Annotated in this window: 19 protein-coding genes; 14 read left to right on the top strand and 5 right to left on the bottom strand. The window is 74.6% G+C overall.

The genetic code is table 11. From position 1 onward, the window contains the following. Positions 1-35: 35 nt before the first annotated feature. A complete protein-coding gene (locus LG632_RS18965) occupies positions 36-311 on the bottom strand; it encodes a hypothetical protein (RefSeq protein WP_226728540.1) in 276 nt (91 codons plus the stop codon). A 233-nt stretch (positions 312-544) separates the two neighbouring features. Here LG632_RS18965 and LG632_RS18960 point away from each other — a divergent pair, with 233 nt between their 5' ends. The 7 genes from LG632_RS18960 (at position 545) to argF (ending at position 9,708) form a co-directional block, all read left to right on the top strand. Further along, entirely contained in the window at positions 545-1,468 is a 924-nt protein-coding gene (locus tag LG632_RS18960) for an LLM class F420-dependent oxidoreductase (RefSeq protein ID WP_226728539.1), read from the top strand. Positions 1,469-1,479: 11 nt separating this feature from the next. Next, the gene (gene mmuM, locus LG632_RS18955) at positions 1,480-2,379 is read left to right on the top strand and encodes a homocysteine S-methyltransferase (RefSeq protein ID WP_226728538.1); all 900 of its coding nucleotides are present in this window, start codon (positions 1,480-1,482) and stop codon (positions 2,377-2,379) included. A gap of 124 nt (positions 2,380-2,503) precedes the next feature. Beyond that, positions 2,504-4,114: a 3' terminal RNA ribose 2'-O-methyltransferase Hen1 gene (locus tag LG632_RS18950; RefSeq protein ID WP_226728537.1), complete on the top strand. Its 1,611-nt coding sequence runs from the start codon at positions 2,504-2,506 to the stop codon at positions 4,112-4,114. Beyond that, on the top strand, positions 4,111-6,663 hold the full coding sequence (locus LG632_RS18945; protein WP_226728536.1) for a polynucleotide kinase-phosphatase: 2,553 nt from the start codon (positions 4,111-4,113) through the stop codon (positions 6,661-6,663). The genes LG632_RS18950 and LG632_RS18945 overlap by 4 nt, the downstream gene beginning before the upstream one ends. Positions 6,664-6,800: 137 nt before the next feature. Further along, a complete protein-coding gene (locus LG632_RS18940) occupies positions 6,801-7,268 on the top strand; it encodes a hypothetical protein (RefSeq protein ID WP_226728535.1) in 468 nt (155 codons plus the stop codon). 58 nt (positions 7,269-7,326) lie between these two features. Continuing rightward, the gene (locus LG632_RS18935) at positions 7,327-8,553 is read left to right on the top strand and encodes an arginine deiminase (RefSeq protein WP_226728534.1); all 1,227 of its coding nucleotides are present in this window, start codon (positions 7,327-7,329) and stop codon (positions 8,551-8,553) included. 129 nt (positions 8,554-8,682) lie between these two features. After that, entirely contained in the window at positions 8,683-9,708 is a 1,026-nt protein-coding gene (gene argF / locus LG632_RS18930) for an ornithine carbamoyltransferase (RefSeq protein ID WP_226728533.1), read from the top strand. A 26-nt stretch (positions 9,709-9,734) separates the two neighbouring features. Here the strand turns inward: argF and LG632_RS18925 are convergent, their stop codons facing one another. Next, positions 9,735-10,154: an ATP-binding protein gene (locus tag LG632_RS18925; RefSeq protein ID WP_226728532.1), complete on the bottom strand. Its 420-nt coding sequence runs from the start codon at positions 10,152-10,154 to the stop codon at positions 9,735-9,737. Positions 10,155-10,393: 239 nt separating this feature from the next. Here LG632_RS18925 and LG632_RS18920 point away from each other — a divergent pair, with 239 nt between their 5' ends. Together LG632_RS18920 and LG632_RS18915 are read left to right on the top strand one after the other, a co-directional pair. Then, entirely contained in the window at positions 10,394-11,221 is an 828-nt protein-coding gene (locus tag LG632_RS18920) for an enoyl-CoA hydratase family protein (RefSeq protein ID WP_226728531.1), read from the top strand. Between the two features lie 4 nt (positions 11,222-11,225). Continuing rightward, the gene (locus tag LG632_RS18915) at positions 11,226-13,475 is read left to right on the top strand and encodes a bifunctional salicylyl-CoA 5-hydroxylase/oxidoreductase (protein WP_226728530.1); all 2,250 of its coding nucleotides are present in this window, start codon (positions 11,226-11,228) and stop codon (positions 13,473-13,475) included. Between the two features lie 67 nt (positions 13,476-13,542). On the opposite strand, the gene LG632_RS18910 is transcribed toward LG632_RS18915, so the two are convergent. Then, positions 13,543-14,349, bottom strand: a complete 807-nt coding sequence (locus LG632_RS18910) for a PaaX family transcriptional regulator (RefSeq protein ID WP_226728529.1) — start codon at positions 14,347-14,349, stop codon at positions 13,543-13,545. A gap of 4 nt (positions 14,350-14,353) precedes the next feature. Next, complete coding sequence (locus tag LG632_RS18905; protein ID WP_226728528.1) at positions 14,354-15,976, bottom strand: AMP-binding protein; 1,623 nt, start codon at positions 15,974-15,976, stop codon at positions 14,354-14,356. A 181-nt stretch (positions 15,977-16,157) separates the two neighbouring features. On the opposite strand from LG632_RS18905, the gene LG632_RS18900 reads away from it, so the two are divergent. Both LG632_RS18900 and LG632_RS18895 read left to right on the top strand, forming a co-directional pair. After that, on the top strand, positions 16,158-17,438 hold the full coding sequence (locus LG632_RS18900) for an acyl-CoA dehydrogenase family protein (RefSeq protein ID WP_226728527.1): 1,281 nt from the start codon (positions 16,158-16,160) through the stop codon (positions 17,436-17,438). Beyond that, positions 17,435-17,833: a RidA family protein gene (locus LG632_RS18895; RefSeq protein WP_226728526.1), complete on the top strand. Its 399-nt coding sequence runs from the start codon at positions 17,435-17,437 to the stop codon at positions 17,831-17,833. The genes LG632_RS18900 and LG632_RS18895 overlap by 4 nt, the downstream gene beginning before the upstream one ends. A 5-nt stretch (positions 17,834-17,838) precedes the next feature. Here LG632_RS18895 and LG632_RS18890 read toward each other — a convergent pair whose 3' ends face one another. Then, a complete protein-coding gene (locus LG632_RS18890) occupies positions 17,839-19,209 on the bottom strand; it encodes an aminopeptidase P family protein (protein WP_226728525.1) in 1,371 nt (456 codons plus the stop codon). A 174-nt stretch (positions 19,210-19,383) separates the two neighbouring features. On the opposite strand from LG632_RS18890, the gene LG632_RS18885 reads away from it, so the two are divergent. The 3 genes from LG632_RS18885 (at position 19,384) to LG632_RS18875 (ending at position 23,370) form a co-directional block, all read left to right on the top strand. Further along, the gene (locus LG632_RS18885) at positions 19,384-21,795 is read left to right on the top strand and encodes a collagenase (RefSeq protein ID WP_226728524.1); all 2,412 of its coding nucleotides are present in this window, start codon (positions 19,384-19,386) and stop codon (positions 21,793-21,795) included. A 79-nt stretch (positions 21,796-21,874) separates the two neighbouring features. Next, positions 21,875-23,053 (top strand): NAD(P)/FAD-dependent oxidoreductase, encoded by a 1,179-nt coding sequence (locus LG632_RS18880; RefSeq protein ID WP_226728523.1) that lies wholly within the window; start codon positions 21,875-21,877, stop codon positions 23,051-23,053. Beyond that, positions 23,050-23,370, top strand: a complete 321-nt coding sequence (locus tag LG632_RS18875) for a (2Fe-2S)-binding protein (RefSeq protein ID WP_226728522.1) — start codon at positions 23,050-23,052, stop codon at positions 23,368-23,370. Before LG632_RS18880 ends, LG632_RS18875 begins: the two co-directional genes overlap by 4 nt. The last annotated feature ends 1 nt before the right edge of the window (position 23,371 follow it).

The raw sequence follows: 23,371 nt of genomic DNA, 5'->3' as shown, positions 1-23,371 counted from the left end.
CGGGGGTCCCGTCGCGTGCGACGGGACCCCCGGGGTCACCAGGAGCGGGGAGCGGTGCGACCGCCGTCCGCGGAGCGCTCCGGCGACGCCGGCGCGTACGGCGACGACGCGGGTGCCGGGGAGGCCGTGGTGGCGGGGGAGGACGCCGAGGCCGCCGAGGACGACTGGAGGTCGGCGTCGAGCTGGGACAGGTCGGCGTTGAGCGCGGCCATCAGCTCTTCCATCTGCTGGAGGAGTCCTTTCGGCGCGCCGCTCTGCGCGGGTACGGCGGGCTCCAGTCCGGTGTGCTCGGGCACGGACTCCTGGGACATGGCGGCCTCCTCGGGCCCGGCCCTCCCGCGGGCGCGGAAGGGGACGGTGGACGCACCGGCGACGGGCCGCCGGCACGCGGGCCGGGCGGTCCGGCTCCGTCCGAGCCAACGAGTGCCGTCCGGGCTGGTCACTGGCCGCGCGGCGGGCGGCCCGCGCGGTTGACGAAGATTCACTCTGCCGGGGCGCGGTGGGGGCTCCTGCCGGCGGCGGCCCGGGGAGGCAGGATGAGGGCATGGATCTTCGCATTTTCACCGAGCCCCAGCAGGGCGCGAGCTACGACACCCTGCTGACCGTCGCCAAGGCCACCGAGGACCTCGGCTTCGATGCGTTCTTCCGCTCCGACCACTACCTCAAGATGGGCTCGGCCGACGGTCTGCCCGGACCCACCGACGCCTGGATCACCCTCGCGGGCCTGGCCCGCGAGACCCGCCGGATCCGGCTCGGCACCCTCATGACCGCCGGCACCTTCCGGCTGCCCGGCGTGCTCGCCGTCCAGGTCGCCCAGGTCGACCAGATGTCCGGCGGCCGGATCGAACTGGGCCTGGGCGCGGGGTGGTTCGAGGAGGAGCACCTGGCGTACGGCATCCCGTTCCCGCCGGCGCGGATCGCCCGCCTGGAGGAGCAGCTGGCGATCGTCACCGGCCTGTGGGCCACCGAACCCGGCCGGACCTTCGACTTCGACGGGCGGTTCTACCAGCTCAAGGACTCGCCGGCACTGCCCAAGCCGGCCCAGGCCAAGGTGCCGGTCCTGGTCGGCGGCCACGGCGCCCGCCGCACCCCCGAGCTGGCGGCGCGCTACGCCGACGAGTTCAACATGCCCTTCGCGTCGGTCACCGACAGCGCACGGCAGTTCGGCAGGGTCCGCAAGGCCGCCGAGGAGGCCGGCCGCAAGGCCGACGACCTCGTCTACTCCAACGCCCTGGTGGTCTGCGTCGGCAAGGACGACGCCGAGGTCGCCCGCCGGGCCGGGGCCGTCGGCCGCGACGTGGACGAGCTCAAGGCCAACGGCCTGGCCGGCTCCCCGGCCGAGGTCGTCGAGAAGATCGGCACCTACGGGGCCGTCGGCTCCTCCCGGATCTACCTCCAGGTCCTCGACCTGCACGACCTGGACCACCTGGAGCTCATCGCCTCCCGGGTGATGACGCAGCTCGGCTGAGGAGGACCTCGATGACCCGCGCGTCCGGCCCGCTCGCGGCCGCCCTGGAGCACCGCACCGTGGTCCTCGACGGAGGGCTGAGCAACCAGCTCGCCGACCAGGGCTGCGACCTCTCCGGCGCCCTGTGGTCGGGCCGGGTCCTCGCCGAGCGGCCGGACCAGGTGGAGGCGGCCCACACCGCCTACGCCCGGGCCGGGGCCGAGGTGCTGATCACCGCCTCCTACCAGGTCGACTACGCCGCCTTCGCCCGCCACGGCCACGACCGGGCAGCGACCACGGACCTGCTCCGGCGCAGCGTGGAGCTCGCGGACCGCGCCGCCCGGGCCGTCGCCCACGAGGTGTGGGTCGCCGCCTCCGTCGGGCCGTACGGGGCGACGCTGGCCGACGGCTCGGAGTACCGCGGCCGCTACGGGCTGGCCGTGCGCGACCTGGCGGCCTTCCACCGGCCCCGGATCGAGGCGCTGGTGGCGGCCGGGCCGGACGTCCTGGCCCTGGAGACCGTCCCGGACACCGACGAGGCCGAGGCCCTGCTCGGCCTGCTGGCCGGGACCGGCGTGCCGGCCTGGCTGTCGTACACCGTGGAGGCCGGCCGGACCCGGGCCGGGCAGGACCTCGCCGGGGCCTTCGCGCTGGCCGCGCAGGTCCCGGAGATCGTCGCCGTCGGCGTCAACTGCTGCGCCCCGGCCGACGTCCTGCCCGCCCTCACGGCCGCCGCCGCGGTGACGGACAAACCCCTGCTGGCCTACCCCAACGACGGCTCCGTCTGGGACGCCCCCACCCGCACCTGGCGCGCCCCCGACCACCCCGAGCCCTGGCCCGTCGCCGCCTGGCAGCGGGCCGGGGCCCAGCTGGTCGGCGGCTGCTGCCGGGTCGGCCCGGACCGGATCCGAGGCCTGGCCGCTGCGGCGTAGGGGGCGGATGGCGGGCGCGGGGGTGCCGGGCCGGTGCCGGGCCGTGGCGGGGGTCCGCGGGGGCCCGGGACGGTGCCGGAAAAATCGGAGGGGCCGAGCGGCCCCCGTGCCCATAATCGACCGTGTGTTCCTGACGATCTCCACCACCGGTACCCCTGACCGACCCGCGACCGACCTGGGATTCCTGCTGCACAAGCACCCCGGCAAGGCCCAGGCGTTCACCACGTCCTACGGCACCGCCCATGTGCTCTACCCCGAGGCGGACGAGCAGCGCTGCACGGCGGCGCTGCTGCTGGAGGTGGACCCGGTCGCGCTGGTCCGGCGCGGGAGGGGCAAGGGACGCGGCGGCGCACCGGACGGGGCGCTGGCCCAGTACGTCAACGACCGGCCGTACGCGGCCTCCTCGCTGCTGGCCGTCGCCCTCGGCGCCGTCTTCGGCACCGCCCTGAAGGGGCGGTGCGCCGCCCGGCCCGAGCTGCCGGAGCGGGCGCTGCCGCTGCGCGTCGAGATCCCGGCGCTCCCGGCGCGCGGCGGGGCCGACCTGGTCCACCGGCTGTTCGGACCGCTCGGCTGGACCCGCGTCCAGGCCGAGCCGGTGCCGCTGGACGAGCGGTTCCCGCACTGGGGCGACTCCCGCTACGTCCGCCTGGTCCTGGAGGGCGAGCTGCGCCTGGCCGACGCGCTGCGCCAGCTCTACGTCCTGCTGCCGGTCCTCGACGACGCCAAGCACTACTGGGTGGCGCCGGACGAGGTCGACAAGCTGCTGCGGGCCGGCGACGGCTGGCTGGCCGGGCACCCCGAGCACCGCACGATCACCGAGCGCTACCTGGCGCGCCGCCGGTCCCTGACCGAGGACGCCATGAGCCGCCTGGAACTCGCCCGGCTCGCCGAGGCCGACGACAGCGAGGCCGAGGACCTCGACAACGCCGTCGAGGACCTGGACGGCGCCGTCGAGGACCTGGACACCGCCGTGGAGGACCCGGGCGGCGCCGTGGAGGGCCTCGACACCGCCGTGGAGGACCCGGGCGGGGCCACGCCGGACGACGCTGCGGAGCCCGGCGCCGGCGCGGCCCGGCCGGTCCCGCTGGCGGTGCAGCGCCGCGAGGCGATCCTCGGCGTGCTGCGCGCCTGCGGCGCCCGCCGGGTCCTCGACCTCGGCTGCGGCCAGGGCCAGCTGGTGCAGGCGCTGCTCAAGGAGCCGGCGTTCACCGAGGTCGTCGGCGTGGACGTGTCCGTGCGCGCCCTGACCGCGGCGGCGCGGCGGCTGCGCCTGGACCGCATGGGCGAACGCCTCAGCTCCCGGGTCCGGCTGCTCCAGGGCTCGCTGACGTACACCGACAAGCGGCTGACCGGCTACGACGCGGCCGTGCTCAGCGAGGTGATCGAGCACCTGGACCTGCCCCGGCTGCCCGCGCTGGAGTACGCCGTCCTCGGCGCGGCGCGTCCCCGTACGGTGGTCGTGACGACACCCAACGTCGAGTACAACGTGCGCTGGGCGAGCCTGCCCGCCGGGCACGTCCGGCACGGCGACCACCGCTTCGAGTGGACCCGCGAGGAGTTCCGCACCTGGGCGCGGGAGGCGGCCGGACGCCACGGCTACACCGTCCGGTTCGAGGCCGTCGGGGACGACGACCCCGAGGTGGGACCGCCCACCCAGCTGGCCGTGTTCCAGCTCGTCGGCACCGACGACACCCCCCGCACCACCGACAGCCCGGAGGAGGGCGAGACCGCATGACCACCGCACCGACCCCGCGGACCCTGCCCGTCCCGGACCTGTCCCTCGTGGTCCTCGTCGGGGCCACCGGCTCCGGCAAGTCCACCTTCGCCCGCAAGCACTTCCGGCCCACCGAGGTGCTCTCCTCCGACTTCTGCCGGGGCCTGGTCGCCGACGACGAGAACGACCAGAGCGCCAGCAAGGACGCCTTCGACGTCCTGCACCACATCGCCGGCAAGCGCCTGGCCGCCGGCCGCCTCACCGTCGTCGACGCCACCAACGTGCAGTCCGAGGCCCGCCGCCAGCTGGTCCGGCTGGCCCGCGAGCACGACGTCCTGCCGGTCGCGATCGTCCTCGACGTGCCCGAGCAGGTCTGCGCCGCCCGCAACGCCCTGCGCCCCGACCGCGCCGGGCTGCCCCGGCACGTCGTCCAGCGGCACCGCCGCGAACTGCGCCGCTCCCTGCGCGGCCTGGAGCGCGAGGGGTTCCGCAAGGTGCACGTGCTGCGCGACGTCGCCGAGATCGACGCGGTCGAGATCGTGCGGGAGCGGCGGTTCAACGACCTGCGCCACCTCACCGGCCCCTTCGACATCATCGGTGACGTGCACGGCTGCTCCTCGGAGCTGGAGAGCCTGCTGACCCGGCTCGGCTACGTCGACGGGGTCCACCCCGAGGGCCGCACCGCGGTCTTCGTCGGGGACCTGGTCGACCGGGGCCCGGACAGCCCCGGGGTGCTGCGCCGCGTCATGGGCATGGTCAAGGCCGGCCACGCGCTGTGCGTCCCGGGCAACCACGAGAACAAGCTGGGCCGCCACCTCGCCGGCCGCAAGGTCCAGCTGACCCACGGTCTGGCGGAGACGGTGGAGCAGCTGGCGCGCGAGGACGAGGCGTTCGCGGCCGAGGTCAGGGCCTTCATCGACGGCCTGGTCAGCCACTACCTCCTCGACGGCGGCAAGCTGGTGGTCTGCCACGCCGGCCTCCCCGAGAAGTACCACGGACGCACCTCCGGCCGGGTCCGCTCGCACGCCCTCTACGGCGACACCACCGGCGAGACCGACGAGTTCGGGCTGCCCGTGCGCTACCCGTGGGCGGAGGAGTACCGGGGCAAGGCGGCCGTCGTCTACGGCCACACACCGGTGCCGACCACCTCGTGGATCAACAACACCCTCTGCCTGGACACCGGGTGCGTGTTCGGCGGGCGGATGACCGCGCTGCGCTGGCCCGAGCGCGAGCTGGTCGACGTACCGGCCGAGCGCGTCTGGTACGAGCCGGTCAAGCCGCTGGGAGCGGCGGCGCCGGGCGGTCACCAGGGCCGGCCGCTGGACCTGTCCGACGTGCACGGGCGCCGGGTCGTGGAGACCCGGCACCTGGGGGCGGTCGCGGTGCGCGAGGAGAACGCGGCCGCCGCGCTGGAGGTGATGAGCCGCTTCGCGGTCGACCCGCGCCTGGTGCCGTACCTGCCGCCGACCATGGCGCCCACCGCCGCCTCGAAGGAGGACGGCTGGCTGGAGCACCCGGCCGAGGCCTTCGCCCAGTACCGGGCCGACGGCGTCGCGCAGGTGGTGTGCGAGGAGAAGCACATGGGCTCGCGTGCCGTGGTCCTGCTGTGCAAGGACGCCGGTGCCGCCCGGGAGCGGTTCGGCGTGGCCGACGGGCCGACCGGGTCGCTCTACACCCGGACCGGTCGGGCCTTCTTCGACGACCCGGCCGTCACCGAGGAGGTCCTCGACCGGATCCGGGCGGCCGTCACCGGCGCCGGGCTGTGGGACGAGCTGGAGACGGACTGGCTGCTCCTGGACGGCGAACTGCTGCCGTGGTCGCTGAAGTCCACCGGACTGCTGCGCCACCAGTACGCCGCCGTGGGCGCCGCCTCCCGGGCGGTCTTCCCGCGCGCGCTGGCCGCCCTGGAGGCCGCCGAGGCCCGCGGGGTGGACACCGGGGGCCTGCTGGCACGCCAGCGGGACCGGGCCGCCGACGCGGCCGCGTTCACCGAGGCCTACCGGCGCTACTGCTGGACCACCGAGGGGCTCGACGGCGTACGGTTCGCGCCGTTCCAGCTGCTCGCGGTGGCGGGCCGCAGCCTCGCCGCGGTCCCGCACGACCGGCAACTGGCCTGGCTGGACCGGCTGGTCGAGGCCGACGAGCGGGCCGGCACGGGGCTGCTGCGCCGGACCGGGCGGATCCTCGTCGACACCACCGACGCCGACTCGGTCCGCGCGGGCACCGACTGGTGGCTGGAGCTGACCGGCGCCGGCGGCGAGGGCATGGTCGTCAAGCCGCTCGGGGCCTACGTCCGCGGCGGCGGCCGGGGGCTGGTCCAGCCGGGCGTCAAGGTGCGCGGACGGGAGTACCTGCGGATCGTCTACGGCCCGGAGTACACCCGTCCGCAGCACCTGGAGCGGCTGCGCGAACGGCACCTGGGGCACAAGCGCTCGCTCGCCCTGCGCGAGTACGCGCTCGGGCTGGAGGCGCTGGACCGGCTGGCGGACGGCGAACCGCTGTGGCGGGTGCACGAGGCCGTCTTCGCGGTCCTCGCCCTGGAGTCGGAGCCGGTCGACCCGAGGCTGTGACGGGACCGCCGCGGCCACCGGCGCGGTGACCAGCGGCGCGCGGGATCGTTCTTCCAGGGCAGCGGAGTGTACGTGACCCACGGAAGGACGGAACGTCAGATATGAAGATGACCGCGCGCGGAAGCATTGCGGCGCTCATGACCTGTATGGCCGCGGCGGGAGCGGCGGCCCCGGCCGCGGCCTCCACGGTCCCGGTGGGGGTGCCGCTCGACGCCGTCGAGAGCTCGCTGGGCCTGGACGCCCCGCGCGTGGCCACCGCGGTGCCGGTGCCGGTGGTGGGGGCGCCGCAGGCGCCGACCTTCCACACGGGCGAGCTGCTGCCCACCCCGCTGCTGCCCTCGGTGCCGCTCGGGGCGGAGCTCGGCGCCACCGGCATCACCTCGCCGGTGCCGAACCTGCTGGGCAGCAAGGAGACCGACGGCGAGGGCGCGCTGGAGACCCCGGCCACCACGATGCGCGCGCACGGCCCGGCGGCGGTGCTCGGCCTGCCGCTGACGGCGCCCAACCCGGCCAACTACGGGCTGCCGGACCTGGCCGAGCCCAAGCTCGGCATCGTCACCCCGGAGCTGACGGGCGCGCCGTCGGCGCTGCTCGGACTGCGCTGAGGCCGGGAGCGGTCCCCGGGCCCCTCAAAAAGCCGTCCGGTCTGCGAACGTGTACGTCATGGGATTCCATGTCGATTCCGAGACCGGGCGGCTTCGCCGCGTCATTCTCCACCGACCCGACCTGGAGCTGAAGCGGCTCACCCCCAGCAACAAGGACGCGCTGCTCTTCGACGACGTCCTGTGGGTGCGCCGGGCCCGCCAGGAGCACGACGGCTTCGCCGACGTCCTGCGCGACCGCGGGGTGGCGGTGCACCTCTTCGGCGATCTGCTGCGCGAGGCCCTCGACATCCCCGAGGCCAGACATCTGGTGCTGGACCGGGTGTTCGACGAGAAGGAGTACGGCCCGCTCGCCACCGACCACCTCCGGGCGGTCTTCGACGCCCTGCCGTCGGACGAGCTGGCCGAGGCCCTGGTGGGCGGGATGACGAAGCGGGAGTTCCTGGAGCGGCACAGCGAACCGGTCTCGGTCCGCTTCCACGCCCTGGAGCTGGACGGCTTCCTGCTGGGGCCGCTGCCGAACCACCTGTTCACCCGTGACACCTCCGCCTGGATCTACGACGGGGTGTCCATCAACGCGATGCGCTGGCCGGCCCGGCAGCGCGAGACCGTCCATTTCGAGGCGATCTACCGGCACCACCCGCTGTTCACCGCCTCCGGCGCCTTCCACTACTGGTCCCAGGGCCAGGCCGACTACCCCTCCACCATCGAGGGCGGCGACGTCCTGGTCATCGGCAACGGCGCGGTGCTGATCGGGATGAGCGAGCGCACCACGCCGCAGGCGGTGGAGATGCTGGCGCGCGGCCTGTTCGCGGCCGGTTCGGCGCGCGCGATCGTGGCCCTGGACATGCCCAAGCGGCGGGCGTTCATGCACCTGGACACGGTGATGACGATGGTCGACGCGGACACCTTCATCCAGTACGCGGGCCTGGGCATGCTGCGCTCGTACACCATCGAGCCGGGTGACGACGCCCAGGAGCTGAAGGTCACCGACCACCCGCCCGAGCACATGAACCGGGCCATCGCCGCCGCCCTCGGCCTCGACGCGCTGCGGGTGCTCACCGCCACCCAGGACGTGCACTCGGCGGAGCGGGAGCAGTGGGACGACGGCTGCAACGTGCTGGCGGTGGAGCCGGGCGTGGTCGTGGCCTACGAGCGGAACGTCACCACCAACACCCATCTGCGCAAGGAGGGCATCGAGGTGATCGAGATCCCGGGGAGCGAGCTGGGGCGGGGCCGGGGCGGGCCGCGCTGCATGAGCTGTCCGGTCGAGCGGGACGCGGCCTGAGCGGGCCGGGGGCCCGGCGGGGCGCGGCGGAGGCCCGTGCGGGGGCGGGGGACACACCAGTCTGTATAGCGATGCAGTCTATCGTATAGACTTCCAGCATTCCCCGTCCGTGCGACCCTGGAGCGTCCCATGCCCACCGACCTCGTCGGCCGCAGTTTTCTCAAGGAGCTCGACTTCACCGCCGCCGAGTTCCGCGGCCTGGTCGAGCTCGCCGCCGAGCTCAAGGCGGCCAAGCGGGCGGGCACCGAGCAGCGCCTGCTCCAGGGTCGCACGATCGCGCTGATCTTCGAGAAGACCTCGACGCGCACCCGCTGCGCGTTCGAGGTCGCCGCCGCCGACCAGGGCGCGACCACCACCTACCTCGACCCCACCGGCTCGCAGATGGGCCACAAGGAGTCGGTCAAGGACACCGCGCGGGTGCTGGGCCGGATGTTCGACGGCATCGAGTACCGCGGCGACAGCCAGGAGACCGTCGAACAGCTCGCCGCGTGGTCCGGCGTGCCCGTCTTCAACGGGCTGACCGACGACTGGCACCCCACCCAGATGCTGGCCGACGTGCTCACCATGACCGAGCACTGCGCCAAGCCCCTGGAGCGGATCGCCTTCGCCTACCTCGGGGACGCCCGCTTCAACATGGGCAACTCCTACCTGGTCACCGGCGCCCTGCTCGGCATGGACGTGCGGATCGTGGCGCCGCGGGCCTACTGGCCGGCCGACCCCGTCGTGGCCAGGGCGCGCGAGCTCGCCGCGGCCAGCGGCGCGCGGATCACGCTGACCGAGGACGTCGCCGAGGGCGTCGCCCAGGCCGACTTCGTCGCCACCGACGTCTGGGTCTCCATGGGCGAGCCCAAGGAGGTCTGGGACGAGCGGATCGAGGCGCTGGCGCCGTACGCCGTCACGATGGACGTGCTGCGGGCCACCGGCAACCCGGACGTGAAGTTCCTGCACTGCCTGCCGGCCTTCCACGACCTGGGCACCCAGGTCGGCCGGGAGATCCACGCCCGGCACGGCCTGGAGTCGCTGGAGGTCACCGACGAGGTGTTCGAGTCCGCGCACTCGGTCGTCTTCGACGAGGCCGAGAACCGGCTGCACACCATCAAGGCCGTGCTCGTCGCCACCCTGGCCCAGCCGTCCCCCGCCCGGGCCGACGCATAGTCATACGTCCGGCGGGAGGGCGCGCCTCACACCGCGGCGAGCCGCGCGGCGAGGGTGAACCACACCGCCTTGCCCGTCGCCGTGGCCCGGTGGCCGCACGCCGAGCTGAGGGTGCGCAGCAGCAGCAGGCCGCGCCCGTGCTCCTGCCAGACGTCGGGGACCTGCGCCTCGGGCCGGCGCACGAGATCGCCCGGCGGCCGCGGGTCTCCGTCGTGGACCTCGATCTCGCAGCCGTGCGCCCGCAGCCGGACCACCAGCTCGATGCGGCCCGCGCCGCCGGTGTGCTCCACCGCGTTGGCCACCAGCTCCGCCGTCAGCAGTTCGGCCGTGTCGCAGTCGGCCGGCGCGCCGGCCTCGGCCAGGGCGGTACGGACCAGGGCGCGGGCCATCGGCACGGCGGCGGTGGAGTGCGGCAGGGTGATCCGCCAGGCTGCGGTGTCCGACATGGCGGTTCCGTCCGATTCCGGCGTCGTAGGGCTGGGCCAGGGGGAGCGGGAGAAGATCCCGGATTCAACTTCAACCATACGGAGGGCCCCCGGGCCGCCGTAGGGCACCCCGGCGTACGGCGCCGGGCCCCAGGGCCGGTGGCGGCCGGGACCTTCGGCCGCCACCGCCCCGCCCGCCGCCACCGACGCGTGTTGCGTATCGGTGACGACAGTCACAAGGCGGTGATACCGTCGGTTCCGTGAGCCCCTTCCTTGGTTCCGCAGCAGGCACCGAACGGTGGCGTCACCTCCGGGTGACCCGGCAGGACGGCGTGGCCACCGTCACCCTCGACCGCCCCGAGAAGCTCAACGCGCTCACCTTCGGCGCCTACGCCGACCTGCGCGATCTGCTCGCCGAACTCTCCCGGGAGCGCTCCGTGCGCGCCCTGGTCCTCGGCGGCGAAGGGCGCGGCTTCTGCTCCGGCGGCGACGTGGACGAGATCATCGGCGCCACCCTCGCCATGGACCCCGCGCAGCTCCTCGACTTCAACCGGATGACCGGCCAGGTGGTCCGGGCCGTCCGCGAGGCCCCGTTCCCGGTGATCGCCGCCGTCCACGGCGTGGCCGCCGGCGCCGGCGCGGTCCTCGCGCTCGCCGCCGACTTCCGCATCGCCGACCCCACCGCCCGGTTCGCCTTCCTCTTCACCCGGGTGGGCCTGTCCGGCGGCGACATGGGCGCCGCCTACCTCCTGCCCCGCGTCGTCGGACTCGGCCACGCCACCCGGCTGCTGATGCTCGGCGAGCCGGTGCGCGCCGCCGAGGCCGAGCGGATCGGGCTGCTCAGCGAGCTCACCGAGGAGGGCAAGGCCGAGGCCCGGGCCCGGGAGCTGGCCGAACAGCTGGCCGCCGGACCGGCCCTGGCCTACGCCCAGACCAAGGCGCTGCTCACCGCGGAGCTGGACATGCCGATGGCCGCCGCGGTGGAGCTGGACGCCAACACCCAGGCCCTGCTGATGCACGGCCGGGACTACGCCGAGTTCCACGCGGCGTTCACCGCCAAACGCGCGCCCCGCTGGACCGGGAGGTAGCGCCGTGCGCGTCGCCGTCGCCGGCGGGGGACCCGGGGGACTGTACGCCGCCGCCCTGCTGGCGCGGCAGGGCCACACCGTCGAGGTGTGGGAGCGCAACGCCCCCGACGACACCTTCGGGTTCGGCGTGGTGCTCTCCGACGAGACCCTCGGCGGCATCGAGCGGGCCGACGCCGCCGTGTACGCCGCCCTCCAGCGGGAGTTCGTCCGCTGGGACGACATCGACGTCGTGCACCGGGGCCGGGTGCTGACCTCCGGCGGCCACGGCTTCGCCGCCCTCGGCCGCCGCCGCCTCCTGGCGGTCCTGCACGCCCGCTGCGCGGAGCTCGGCGTGACCCTGCGCTTTCGCACCGAGGCGCCGGCCGCCGACCGGCTGCGGCAGGACCACGACCTGGTGGTGGCCGCCGACGGGGTGCACAGCCCGGTCCGCGCCGCGTACGCCGAGGTGTTCCGGCCGACGGTGACCACGGGGCGGTGCCGGTACATCTGGCTGTCCGCCGACTTCGCCTTCGACGCCTTCCGGTTCGAGGTCGCCGAGACCGAGCACGGCGTCATGCAGCTGCACGGCTACCCCTACGCCCGCCCCGGCGACGGCTCCGGCGCCTCCACGGTCATCGTCGAGATGCGCGAGGAGGTGTGGCGGGCGGCCGGCCTGGACCTGTGCGACGAGGCCGAGTCCGCGGCCCGGTGCGCCAAACGCTTCAGCGAGGCCCTGCGCGGCCGCGAGCTGTCCGGCAACCGCTCCACCTGGACCGCCTTCCGCACGGTCGTCAACGAGCGCTGGTCGGACGGCAACCTGGTGCTGCTCGGCGACGCCGCCCACACCGCGCACTTCTCCATCGGCTCGGGCACCAAACTCGCCGTCGAGGACGCCCTCGCCCTGGCCGAGGCCCTGGCGCAGGAACCCGACGTGCCCACCGCCCTGGCGGCGTACGAGGCGGCCCGCCGGCCCGCCGTCGCCTCCACCCAGCGCGCCGCCGCCGCCAGCATGCGCTGGTTCGAGGAACTCACCGGCTACGTCGACCAGCCGCCGCGGCAGTTCGCCTTCAACCTGCTCACCCGCAGCCGCCGGGTCACCCACGACAACCTGCGCCTGCGCGACCCCCGCTTCACCCGCACCGTCGAACGCGACTTCGGCTGCCCCGACGGGACGACCCCGCCCATGTTCACCCCGTACCGGCTGCGCGGACTGACCCTGCGCAACCGGGTGGTGGTCTCCCCGATGGACATGTACAGCGCCGAGGACGGCGTCCCCGGCGACTTCCACCTGGTCCATCTGGGCGCCCGGGCGCTGGGCGGGGCCGGCCTGGTCATGACCGAGATGGTCTGCGTCTCGGCCGAGGGCCGGATCACGCCCGGCTGCGCCGGGCTGTGGAGCGACGAGCAGGCCGCCGCCTGGCGGCGCATCACCGGTTTCGTGCACGCCCAGGCCCCCGGCACGGCCCTCGGCGTGCAGCTCGGCCACAGCGGGCGCAAGGGCTCCACCCGGCGCATGTGGGAGGGCATGGACGAACCGCTGCCCGAGGGCAACTGGCCGCTGGTGGCCCCGTCCGCCCTGCCCTACCTGCCCGGCCGCTCCCAGGTCCCGCAGGCCCTGGACACCGCCGGCCTGGCCCGGATCCGTACGCAGTTCACCGAGGCCGCGGCCCGCGCCGCCGACTGCGGCTTCGACCTGCTGGAGCTGCACTGCGCGCACGGCTACCTGCTGTCCTCGTTCCTGTCCCCGCTGACCAACCACCGCGAGGACGCCTACGGCGGCAGCCTGGCCGGGCGGCTGCGCTTCCCCCTGGAGGTCTTCGACGCCGTGCGGGCCGTCTGGCCGCAGGAGCGTCCGATGACGGTGCGGATCTCCGCCACCGACTGGGCGCCCGGCGGCCTCACCGAGGAGGACGCGCTCGCCGTCGCGGCCGCCTTCGCCGACCACGGCGCCGACGCCATCGACGTCTCCACCGGCCAGGTCGTCGCCGACGAGGCCCCCGAGTTCGGCCGCTCCTACCAGACCCCCTACGCCGACCGGATCCGCAACGTGCTCGGCGTCCCGGTCGTCGCCGTCGGCGCGATCTCCTCCTGGGACGACGTCAACTCCCTGCTGCTGGCCGGACGCGCCGACCTGTGCGCCCTGGCCCGCCCGCACCTGTACGACCCGCACTGGACCCTGCACGCCGCCGCCGAACAGGGCTACGAGGGTCCGGCCGCGCCCTGGCCGGCCCCCTACCGGGCCGGCAGCCGCCGCCCCCCGACCGGCAAGGGCTGACGGCGGCCCGGCACCGGGCGCGAGGCGGCCACGACGCCGGGCGCGACGCCGGGCCCGGCGGGTGGGGTCAGCCGGCGGCGAAGGCCGCGCCGAGGGGGTGCAGGCGGGTGTGGAGTTCGGCGAAGACGGCCGCCGAGCGCTCGCCCGGCCAGTCCGAGGGCAGCAGTTCCGGCGGCAGGCCCGGGTCGGCGTAGGGCAGGTGCCGCCAGGTGTCCAGGGCCAGCAGGTAGTCCCGGTAGGCGGCCTCCGGGCCGCCCGCGCGGGCACCGGACCGCCAGCCGCGCAGCACCGGCTCGTGCAGGTCGAGGAACTGCTCGTGCTGCTTGGCCAGGGCCGTCAGGTCCCACCAGCGCGCCACCGACTCGGCGGTCGGCGTGAAGCCCAGGTGGTCGCCGCGGAACAGCTCCACGTACCCGGTCAGCCGGAGCCGCTCCAGGGTGTGCCGGGTCTCCTCGTACAGCCGGGCGGGCGCGATCCACACGCCCGGCGCGGCGGTGCCGAAGCCCAGCCGGGCCAGCCGCGAGCGCAGCAGGTGCCGCTTGCTGCGTTCCTGTTCCGGCACGGAGAACACCGCCAGCAGCCAGGCGTCCGTGGGCCGGACCGGCGGCGCGTAGATCCGCCGGTCGCCGTCCCGCAGCAGCTGGTGGGCCTCCGCCGACAGCGCGTACGCCGCCTGCCCGCCGGGGTCCCGGGCGGGCAGCAGGAAGCCGCGGCGCTTGAGGCGGGACACCGACGAGCGCACCGACGGGGCGTCCACACCGGCCGCGCCCAGCAGGCGGACCAGCGCGGACACCGGTACCGGCCCGTCGAAGGCGCGTCCGTAGGCGCCGTAGAAGGTGACGATCAGGGAACGCGGGGTGTGCTGCTCGGCCACACGCTCACTCTAGATCGCGCAGCCGGAACCGTTGCAGTTTCCCGGTCGCCGTGCGGGGCAGGGCCTCCGGGAAGACGAACACCCGGGGACACTTGTACGGCGCCAGCTCCGCCCGCATGAAGGCCCGCAGCTCGTCCTCGGTGGTCCGCGCGCCCTCCCGCAGCACGGTGTACGCCACCACGATCTGGCCGCGCCGCTCGTCCGGCCGGCCCACCACGGCCGCCTCCAGCACGTCCGGGTGGCGCAGCAGGGCCTCCTCGACCTCGGGGCCGGCGATGTTGTAGCCCGCCGAGATGATCATGTCGTCGGCGCGGGCGACGTAGCGGAAGTACCCGTCGGCGTCGCGGACGTAGGTGTCGCCGGTCAGGTTCCAGCCGTCGCGCACGTAGTCGCCCTGCCGCGGGTCGGCCAGGTAGCGGCAGCCCACCGGGCCGCGCACGGCCAGCAGCCCCTGCTCCCCGTCCGGCACCGGGCGGCCGTTGCCGTCCACGACCCGGGCCTGCCACCCGGGGACCGCCCGGCCGGTGGTGCCGGGGCGGATCTCCTCGTCGGCGGCGGAGATGAAGATGTGCAGCAGCTCGGTGGCGCCGATCCCGTTGATGATCCGCAACCCGGTGCTGCGGTACCAGGCCTGCCAGGTGGCCGCCGGCAGGTTCTCGCCCGCCGAGACGCAGCGGCGCAGCGAGGAGAGGTCGTAGCCCTCGTAGGGGTGCGAGGCCAGCTCGTCGAGCATCGTGCGGTAGGCGGTGGGCGCGGTGAACAGCACCGACACCCGGTGCCGGCCCACCGCCGGCAGCAGCTGCCGCGGACCGGCCTGCTCCAGCAGCAGCGCGCACGCGCCGGCCCGCAGCGGGAACACCACCAGACCGCCCAGCCCGAAGGTGAAGCCGAGCGGCGGGCTCCCGGCGAAGACGTCGTCGGGCACGGGGCGCAGCACGTGCCGGGAGAAGGTGTCGGCGATCGCCAGCACGTCCCGGTGGAAGTGCATGCAGCCCTTGGGCCGGCCCGTGGTGCCCGAGGTGAACGCGATCAGGGCCACGTCGTCCGCGGCGGTGGCCACCGCCGGGTACGCCCGCCCGGCGTGCCGGCGCGCCAGGCGCAGCAGGTCCCCGGGGTCCTCCCCGCCGTACGGGGTGATGCTCATTCCCGGCACCTCGGCCTTGACCAGGTCGTCCACGGCGGCGACGTGGCACACGGCGTGGCTCACCCGCGCGATCGCGCTCATCGTGGCCAGCTCCTGGGCGCGGGCCCGGTCCAGGACGGTGACGGCGACCGCCCCCGCCTTCATCACCGCCAGCCAGCAGGCCGCCAGCCACGGGCCGGTCGGGCCGCGCAGCAGCACCCGGTTGCCGGGGACCACGCCGAGGTCCTCGGTCAGGACGTGGGCGAGGGCGTCGACCCGTTCGCGCAGCTCGCCGTACGACCACACGCCGCCGGAGGCGTCCCGGAAGGCGGGCCGGGCGGGGCCGAACCGCTCCACGGTGGCGTCCAGCAGCTCGGAGCCGCAGTTGAGCCGGTCGGGATAGGCCAGCTCGGGCAGTTCGCACAGCAGCCGCGGCCACGCCTGCGGCGGTGGCAGGTGGTCACGCGCGAAGGTGTCGACATGGGCGGATGGCGTGAGCTCCAAGGCGGGATCGCCCCCTTGCGACGGTCCGGGGTGGGAGTACGCCCAGCGGTGGCTGGGAGAGGGTGGCGCCGGCCGTGCGGATTCCCCCGGCCGCTGCTGGGGAAAGCCAAGTGGAGCGTATCGTGACCGTGACGACAGTCAACTGGACGCGATAAGACGCGATGAGGAATGAGGCATTCGGATGCCCGGTTTCGCGCTCGATCCCCAGCAGACCGCCTGGTGCGCCCACCTGCGCGCCCTGGCCGCGCAGCGGCTGCGGCCCGTGGCCGAGCGGGGCGAGCCCGGCCGGGTCAACCGGCCGCTGCTCGCCCTGCTCGGCGAACTCGGCCTGCTGGACAAGCTGTTCACCTCGGGCGCCCTGGAGCTGTGCCTGCTGCGGGAGTCGCTCGCCCACGGCTGCACCGAGGCCGAGACGGCACTGGCCCTGCAGGGCCTGGGCGCCCACCCGGTGCTGCGCGCCGGCACCGACGCCCAGCGGGCCCGGTGGCTGCCCCAGGTGCGCGCCGGACGGGCCGTGGCCGCCTTCGCGCTCAGCGAGCCGGACGCCGGCTCGGACGCGGGGGCGCTGGCGCTGCGCGCCGAGCCGGACGGGGCCGGATGGCGGCTGACCGGCGAGAAGTGCTGGATCTCCAACGCCCCGGAGGCGGATTTCTACTCCGTGTTCGCCCGGACGGGTGAGGCGCCCGGCTCCCGGGGCATCACCGCCTTCCTGGTGCCCGCCGACCGCGCGGGCCTGACCGGACGGCCCCTGCGGATGCTCTCCCCGCACGCGATCGGCGCGCTCACCTTCGACGGCGTACGGGTGGGCCCCGCGGACGTCCTCGGCGCGCCGGGCCGCGGCTTCGCCGTCGCCATGGACACCCTCAACCTCTTCCGGCCCAGCGTCGGAGCGTTCGCCGTCGGCATGGCCCAGGCCGCGCTGGAGGCCACCGTCCGGCACACGGCCGGGCGGGGCGCGTTCGGCGGGGTGCTGGCCGACCTCCAGTCCGTCGCGCACCGGGTCGCCGAGATGGCCACCCGGGTGGAGGCCGCCCGGCTGCTGGTCTACGCGGCGGCCGGGGCGTACGACGAGGGCGCGCCGGACGTGCCGCGGCGCGCCGCCATGGCCAAGCTGCTGGCCACCGAGACCGCGCAGTACGTCGTCGACCACGCCGTCCAGCTGCACGGGGCCCGGGCCCTCGAACGCGGGCACCTGCTGGAGCACCTGTACCGGGAGGTGCGCGCCCCGCGGATCTACGAGGGCGCCAGCGAGGTGCAGCGCGCGGTCATCGCCAAGGACCTGTACCGCACGCTGGACCGCACGGACGCCGACCCGCACGGCACGGACGCCGACCCGCACGGCAAGGACGGCCACCGGGACGGCAAGGACCGCCACGTGGACCGCAAGGACGGCCAGGGGGACCGCAAGGACGGCCGCCTGGACCTCGCGGACGCCCGCTTGGACAAGGAGCCCGTGCGATGAGCCTGGAGCGGATCAACCCGGCGGAGCTCTCCCCGCCCACCGGCTTCTCCCACGCCGTGACGGCCACCGGCTCCCGGTTGGTGCTGCTGGCCGGGCAGACCGCGCTGGACGCGACCGGGGCGGTGGTCGGGGACGGCCTGCCGGAGCAGTTCGAGCGGGCCCTGGCCAACCTGCTGGCCGCCCTCGCCGCGGCCGGCGGCACCCCGGCGGACCTGGCCCGGGTCACCGTCTACGCCGTGGACGTGGCCGCGTACCGCGACCACGCCCCCGAACTCGGCCGGATCTGGCGGCGCCTGGCGGGCCGCGACTACCCGGCGATGGCCGTCGTCGGCGCGGTCCGCCTGTGGGACGAGAAGGCGCTGGTGGAACTGGACGGCATCGCGGTGCTGGACTGAGGTGCTCAGCCCTCCAGCAGGGTGCCCATCCACTCCTCGATGCCCGCCACCGTCCGCGGCAGGGCGCCTGACATCAGGCGGGCGCCGTCCGCGGTGATCACCAGGTCGTCCTCGATGCGGACCCCGATGCCGCGCAGTTCCGCCGGCAGGGTCTCGTCGTCGGGCTGGAGGTAGAGGCCGGGCTCGACGGTGAGGACCTGGCCCTCCTCCAGGACGCCGTCCAGGTACGTCTGCGCGCGGGCCTTGGCGCAGTCGTGGACGTCCAGGCCGAGCATGTGCCCGCTGCTGCACAGGGTGTACCGGCGGTGCAGGTCGCCCTCGGCGTCCTTCAGCACGCCCCACTCGGCCAGGCCCTCGGCGATCACCCGCATCCCGGCCCGGTGGAAGTCGCGGAAGCTGGCCCCGGGGCGCAGCGCCGCGATGCCCGCCTCCTGGGCGGCTAGGACCAGTTCGTAGACCTGGCGCTGGACGGGGGAGAAGCGGCCGGACAGCGGCAGGGTGCGGGTGACGTCCGCCGTGTAGAGGGTGTCGGTCTCCACCCCCGCGTCCAGCAGGAGCAGGTCGCGCGGGTCCAGCCGGCCGTCGTTGCGGATCCAGTGCAGCACGCAGGCGTGCGCCCCGGACGCGGCGATGGTGTCGTAGCCGGTGCCGTTGCCCTCGGCGCGGGCGCGCAGGCCGAAGACGCCCTCGATCCAGCGCTCGCCGCGCGGGTGGGCCAGCGCCCGCGGCAGCGAGCGGACGACGTCCTCGAAGCCGGCCGTGGTGTGGTCGACGGCCAGCTGGAGCTGCTCGACCTCCCAGGCGTCCTTGACCAGCCGCAGTTCGCCCAGGGCGGCGGCCAGTTCGGCGTCGTCGGCGGCGTTGCGTCCGGCCGGGGTGCCGAGGGCGTCCAGGTGCGCGCAGCGGATCCCGGTCAGCCGCTCGGCCTCGGCCAGGTCCGGGCGGCGGCCCACCCAGAACTCGCCGTAGCGGCGGTCCCGGTAGAACTCCTCGGTGCCGTCGGCGCGCTGCGAGCGGGGGCGCAGGTACAGCACGGCCTCGTGGCCGTGCGGACCGGAGGGCTCCAGCACCAGGACGTGGCCGACCTGGTCCTCACCGGTGAGCCCGGTCAGCCAGGCGTACGCGCTGTGCGGGCGGAAGCGGTAGTCGCAGTCGTTGGAGCGGACCTTGAGCTCGCCCGCCGGAACGATCAGCCGCTCGCCGGGGAACCGCGCCGACAGCCGTGCGCGCCGGGCCGGGGTGACGGCGTACGCGGGGACCCGCGAGCTGTCGGGGAGCGGGGAAGGGGCCCAGCCCCCCGCCATGAAGCGGGACAACTCGGGGGATACCGGCAGGTCGTGGCTGCCGATGTGCAGGCGTGCGGCGGTGTCGGTCACCAAGGCTCCCAGGGATGGACGAGAACTGAGGGGCGCACAGGTCTTGTCAGTGCAATTTCACATTACTATGTTACAGCTCACACGCCGGTCCGTTAATCCCCGTCAAACGCCGCGTGACGCAGTGCAGTTCAGCACCAGCACCACCCCCCACTTCCTCCCCCACCAGGAGCCTTGGTGTCCCACCACAGAGCTGTGCGTTCCTCCGTCCTCGCCTCCGCCGTCGCGGTGACCCTGCTGGCCTCGGTCGGCCAGGCCACCTCGCAGGCGGCCGAGAACCCCGTGCCGGCCACCTTCGCGGGCCCCGCGGCCCCGGCTGCCCCCGCCGCGCCCGGCACGAACCCCTTCGACGAGGTGGACCGCCTCGCCTCGGCGCCCGAGCAGACCCCGGCCGCCGCGGTCGCACCCGGCGGCCGGGCCACCGGCAAGGACGGCGGCCGGGTGCCCGGCGCCACCGAGCCGCGGGCGGCCGCCGTCGACACCCCGCAGGCCGAGAAGCGCGAGAGCCGCAAGGCCGGGCAGGCCACCCCGACCGCGGCCGGGGTCCGCGGGGTCGCCGCGGGCGTCCCGTGCACCCTCGACGGGATCACCGGCCTGAACCCGGAGCAGTTCGCGGACTTCCTCGCCGACCCCGCCGTCCTCGCCGACGGCTGCCTGCGCGGACTGATCTGGACCTGGGACGCGCGCCTGGCGCCCGTCATGTCCGACGCGCACGTCCAGGCCGTCTCCCGCCGCATATCGAGCCTCTCCGCCGCCCACGACGGCAAGAACACCTCCCACCTGGAGGAGATGTTCACCTACCTGCACGCCGTCGCCTACCACGACTACTCCCGCGACGAGATCGACGTCACCGACGCCCCGACGGTCGCCGCCATGCGCCAGGCCGTCGCCGACTTCGGCGGCGCCGCCCGCACCTTCGACGTCACCCGCACCAACGCCAACACCCTGCGCGAGGCCCTCTACGCCGCCAGCGCCCCGGGGCTGCGCCAGCACCAGCTCGGCCTCATCCAGAAGGTGCTGGCCACCATGGACCCGGCCCACCCGCAGACCCACGGCGACTCCGCCTGGGGCGGCGCGGCGCTGGCCGCCCTGTCCGTCAGCTACCTGGGCGTGTACCCGGGCAACCAGGACGCCGCCTTCCACGCCGCGGTCGCCGCCGACCCCGGCTACCGGGCCGCGTTCAAGGCCTTCGGCGCGTACGGCCACCTCAAGGGCACCGCGAACAGCTGGGTGGCGCGCGACGCGCTCAGCGAGTACGCCCGCTTCGGCCAGGTCCAGGGGCTGCGCGACCAGGTCGTCGCCGACCTCGGCGCCCTGCTGGAGCCGGTCAAGGCCACCTTCGGCAACGGCAGCGAGCAGTGGGCGAAGGTGGTGTCCTGGCTGAACTTCTACGAGGCCTGCAAGCCGTACGGGGTGTGCAAGGAGGACATCGAGAAGCAGATCTTCCCGTACACGTACACCTACGACGACGGCGCCATCAAGGTCCGCACCGGCCTCGCCCGGTCCGTGGTCGACCAGCTGTACTACGCGAGCAAGCAGGTCAAGGCGCAGTACCACCGGGTCCTCGGCACCGACCAGCCGCTGGCCGGCGACCCCAACACCACGCTGAACATCGTGCTGTACGCCTCCCGCGCCGACTACGAGAACTACCACCCGATCCTGACCGGCATGGGCACCAACAACGGCGGCATCTACATCGAGAACGGCGCCACCTTCTACACCTACCAGCGCCGGGTCCCGCAGGACTCCACGCTCACCCTCGAAGAGCTCTTCCGCCACGAGTACACGCACTACCTCAACGGCCGCTACGCCGTGCACGGCTTCTTCGGCGAGGGCCCCTGGTACGAGTCGGACCGCACCACCGCCATGGACGAGGGCACCGCGGAGTTCTTCGACGGGGCCACCCGCGACAACGGCATCGCCGTGCGCAAGTCCCTGGTGCGGGGCATCATCAACGACACCGCGGGCGGCGGCCCCCGGATGAGCGTGGACCAGCTGCTGCACGCCACCTACGACGGCGACGGCTTCCGCTTCTACAACTACGCCGGCACGTTCTTCGAGTTCCTGTGGACCGAGAAGCCCTCGCTGCTGCGCGAGATGTACGGCTACCTGCGTGCGAACGACGTGGCGGGCTTCGACGCCTGGCGCCACCGGATGGGCTCCGACAGCTACCTCCAGCGCGACTACGACCGCTTCCTGGACGCGCAGATCGCCAAGGTCGACCAGCTGTTCGTGCCCAACACCACCTTCACCCCGGTCGACCAGCTGCGGGACTCGGCGCTGGCGTCGGTGAAGTCCTCCTTCGCGCAGGCCACGTACAACACCCCGGACTGCGTGGAGAACGGCGAGCCCGGCAAGCGCCGCTTCACCTGTACCGGCCGGATCACGGCCAACCTGAAGAACTGGCGCAGCGCCGACCAGACCTTCAAGGACATGTCCGAGACGGTGGACTACTTCCTCCTCGACCGGGCGGGCGCGGCCTCGAACAACCTGGCCGACATGAACTGCTCCTTCGGGCCGGTGGAGATCTGGTCCAACAAGGTGGCGGGGACCTCCAGCTACAGCTGCGAGGGTCCGCTGCGCGGCTGATCGGGCCGCATCCGGGCCGGACCGGGGGCCTCCCGGTCCGGCCTAGCCAAGCCTCAGAAGAATGTGACATATTACTGTCGTGCCCAAGAGACACCCCCTGGAACTGGACGCCGTGATCGTCGGCGCCGGCGTCGTAGGAGCGGCGTGCGCGTACTACGCCACGCGCGCCGGACTCTCCGTGGCCGTGGTCGACCGCGGCCCCGTCGCCGGCGGCACCACCGGTGCCGGGGAAGGCAACCTGCTCGTCTCCGACAAGGAGCCGGGCCCCGAGCTCGACCTCGCGCTGCTGTCCACGAGGCTCTGGCGCGAGCTCGCCGAGGTCCTCCCACCGGAGACCGAGTACGAGCCCAAGGGCGGTCTCGTCGTGGCGCCCGACGAGACCACCCTCAAGGCCCTGCGCGGCTTCGCCGACAGCCAGCGGGCCGCCGGGGTGAGCGCCGTCGAGGTCCCCGCAGACGCCCTGCACGACCTCGAACCCCACCTCGCCCCCGGCCTCGCCGGCGGCTTCCACTACCCCGAGGACGCCCAGGTCCAGCCCGCCCAGGCCGCGGCCCGGCTGCTGGCCGCCTCCGGCGCCGCCGTCCACCTCGGCGAGGAGGTCACCGGCCTGCTGCGCGACGGCGACGCCGTCGCCGGGGTGCGCACCACCCGGCGGGAGCTGCCCGCCCGGGCCGTCGTCAACGCCGCCGGGACCTGGGGCGGGGCGCTGGCCGACCTCGCGGGCGTGGACCTGCCGGTGCTGCCGCGGCGCGGATTCGTCCTGGTGACGGAGCCGCTGCCCCGCCTGGTCCGGCACAAGGTCTACGCCGCCGACTACATCGCGGGCGTCGCCAGCGACTCGGCCGCCCTGCAGTCCTCGGCCGTGGTCGAGGGCACGCCGTCGGGCCCGGTCCTGATCGGCGCCACCCGCGAACGGGTCGGCTTCGACCGGTCGTTGTCGGTGACCGCGCTGCGCCGGCTGGCCGCCCAGGCGGCCGGGCTCTTCCCGGTACTGGCCGACGTACGCGTCCTGCGCACCTACCACGGCTTCCGCCCCTACCTGCCCGACCACCTGCCGGCGATCGGGCCCGACCCGAGGGTGCCCGGCCTGCTGCACGCCTGCGGCCACGAGGGCGCCGGCATCGGCCTGGCGCCGGCCACCGGCGTCCTGATCGCCGCCGCCCTGGCCGGTGCCGCGCCGCCGGTGGACCCGAGCCCGTTCCGGCCGGACCGCTTCGGCCCCGGAGCCGACGACGCCCCGAAGGAGGCCCTCCGATGAGCCGCTCCGGCACGCCGCGCGACCTGGTCGGCGGCGCCCCCGAGGCCGAGTACACCCTCACCTTCGACGGGCGGGAGATCCCGGTGCTCGCCGGGCAGACCGTCGCCGCGGCGCTGTGGGCCGCCGGTGTCCTGGCGTGGCGCACCACCCGCGAGGGCGGCGCGCCCCGCGGGGCCTTCTGCGGGATCGGCAGCTGCTACGACTGCCTGGTCACCGTGGACGGCCGCCCGGGACGCCGCGCCTGTCTGGTCCCCGCCCGCCCGGGCGCCGTCGTCACCACCCAGGAAGGAACCGGCCGTGCCGACCTCGCCGTCTGAG

The sequence above is a fragment of the Streptomyces antimicrobicus genome (genome assembly GCF_020532625.1).
Lineage (GTDB): Bacteria > Actinomycetota > Actinomycetes > Streptomycetales > Streptomycetaceae > Streptomyces > Streptomyces antimicrobicus.
This window is presented reverse-complemented; position numbering and strand designations above follow the sequence as displayed.

Coding starts and splice junctions, on each gene's coding strand:
- argF (WP_226728533.1), top strand. CDS start 8,683: ATGCCCACCGACCTCGTCGGCCGCAGTTTTCTCAAGGAGCTCGACTTC.
- mmuM (WP_226728538.1), top strand. CDS start 1,480: ATGACCCGCGCGTCCGGCCCGCTCGCGGCCGCCCTGGAGCACCGCACC.
- LG632_RS18900 (WP_226728527.1), top strand. CDS start 16,158: ATGCCCGGTTTCGCGCTCGATCCCCAGCAGACCGCCTGGTGCGCCCAC.
- LG632_RS18925 (WP_226728532.1), bottom strand. CDS start 10,154: ATGTCGGACACCGCAGCCTGGCGGATCACCCTGCCGCACTCCACCGCC.
- LG632_RS18945 (WP_226728536.1), top strand. CDS start 4,111: ATGACCACCGCACCGACCCCGCGGACCCTGCCCGTCCCGGACCTGTCC.
- LG632_RS18940 (WP_226728535.1), top strand. CDS start 6,801: ATGACCTGTATGGCCGCGGCGGGAGCGGCGGCCCCGGCCGCGGCCTCC.
- LG632_RS18875 (WP_226728522.1), top strand. CDS start 23,050: ATGAGCCGCTCCGGCACGCCGCGCGACCTGGTCGGCGGCGCCCCCGAG.
- LG632_RS18895 (WP_226728526.1), top strand. CDS start 17,435: ATGAGCCTGGAGCGGATCAACCCGGCGGAGCTCTCCCCGCCCACCGGC.
- LG632_RS18935 (WP_226728534.1), top strand. CDS start 7,327: ATGGGATTCCATGTCGATTCCGAGACCGGGCGGCTTCGCCGCGTCATT.
- LG632_RS18960 (WP_226728539.1), top strand. CDS start 545: ATGGATCTTCGCATTTTCACCGAGCCCCAGCAGGGCGCGAGCTACGAC.
- LG632_RS18965 (WP_226728540.1), bottom strand. CDS start 311: ATGTCCCAGGAGTCCGTGCCCGAGCACACCGGACTGGAGCCCGCCGTA.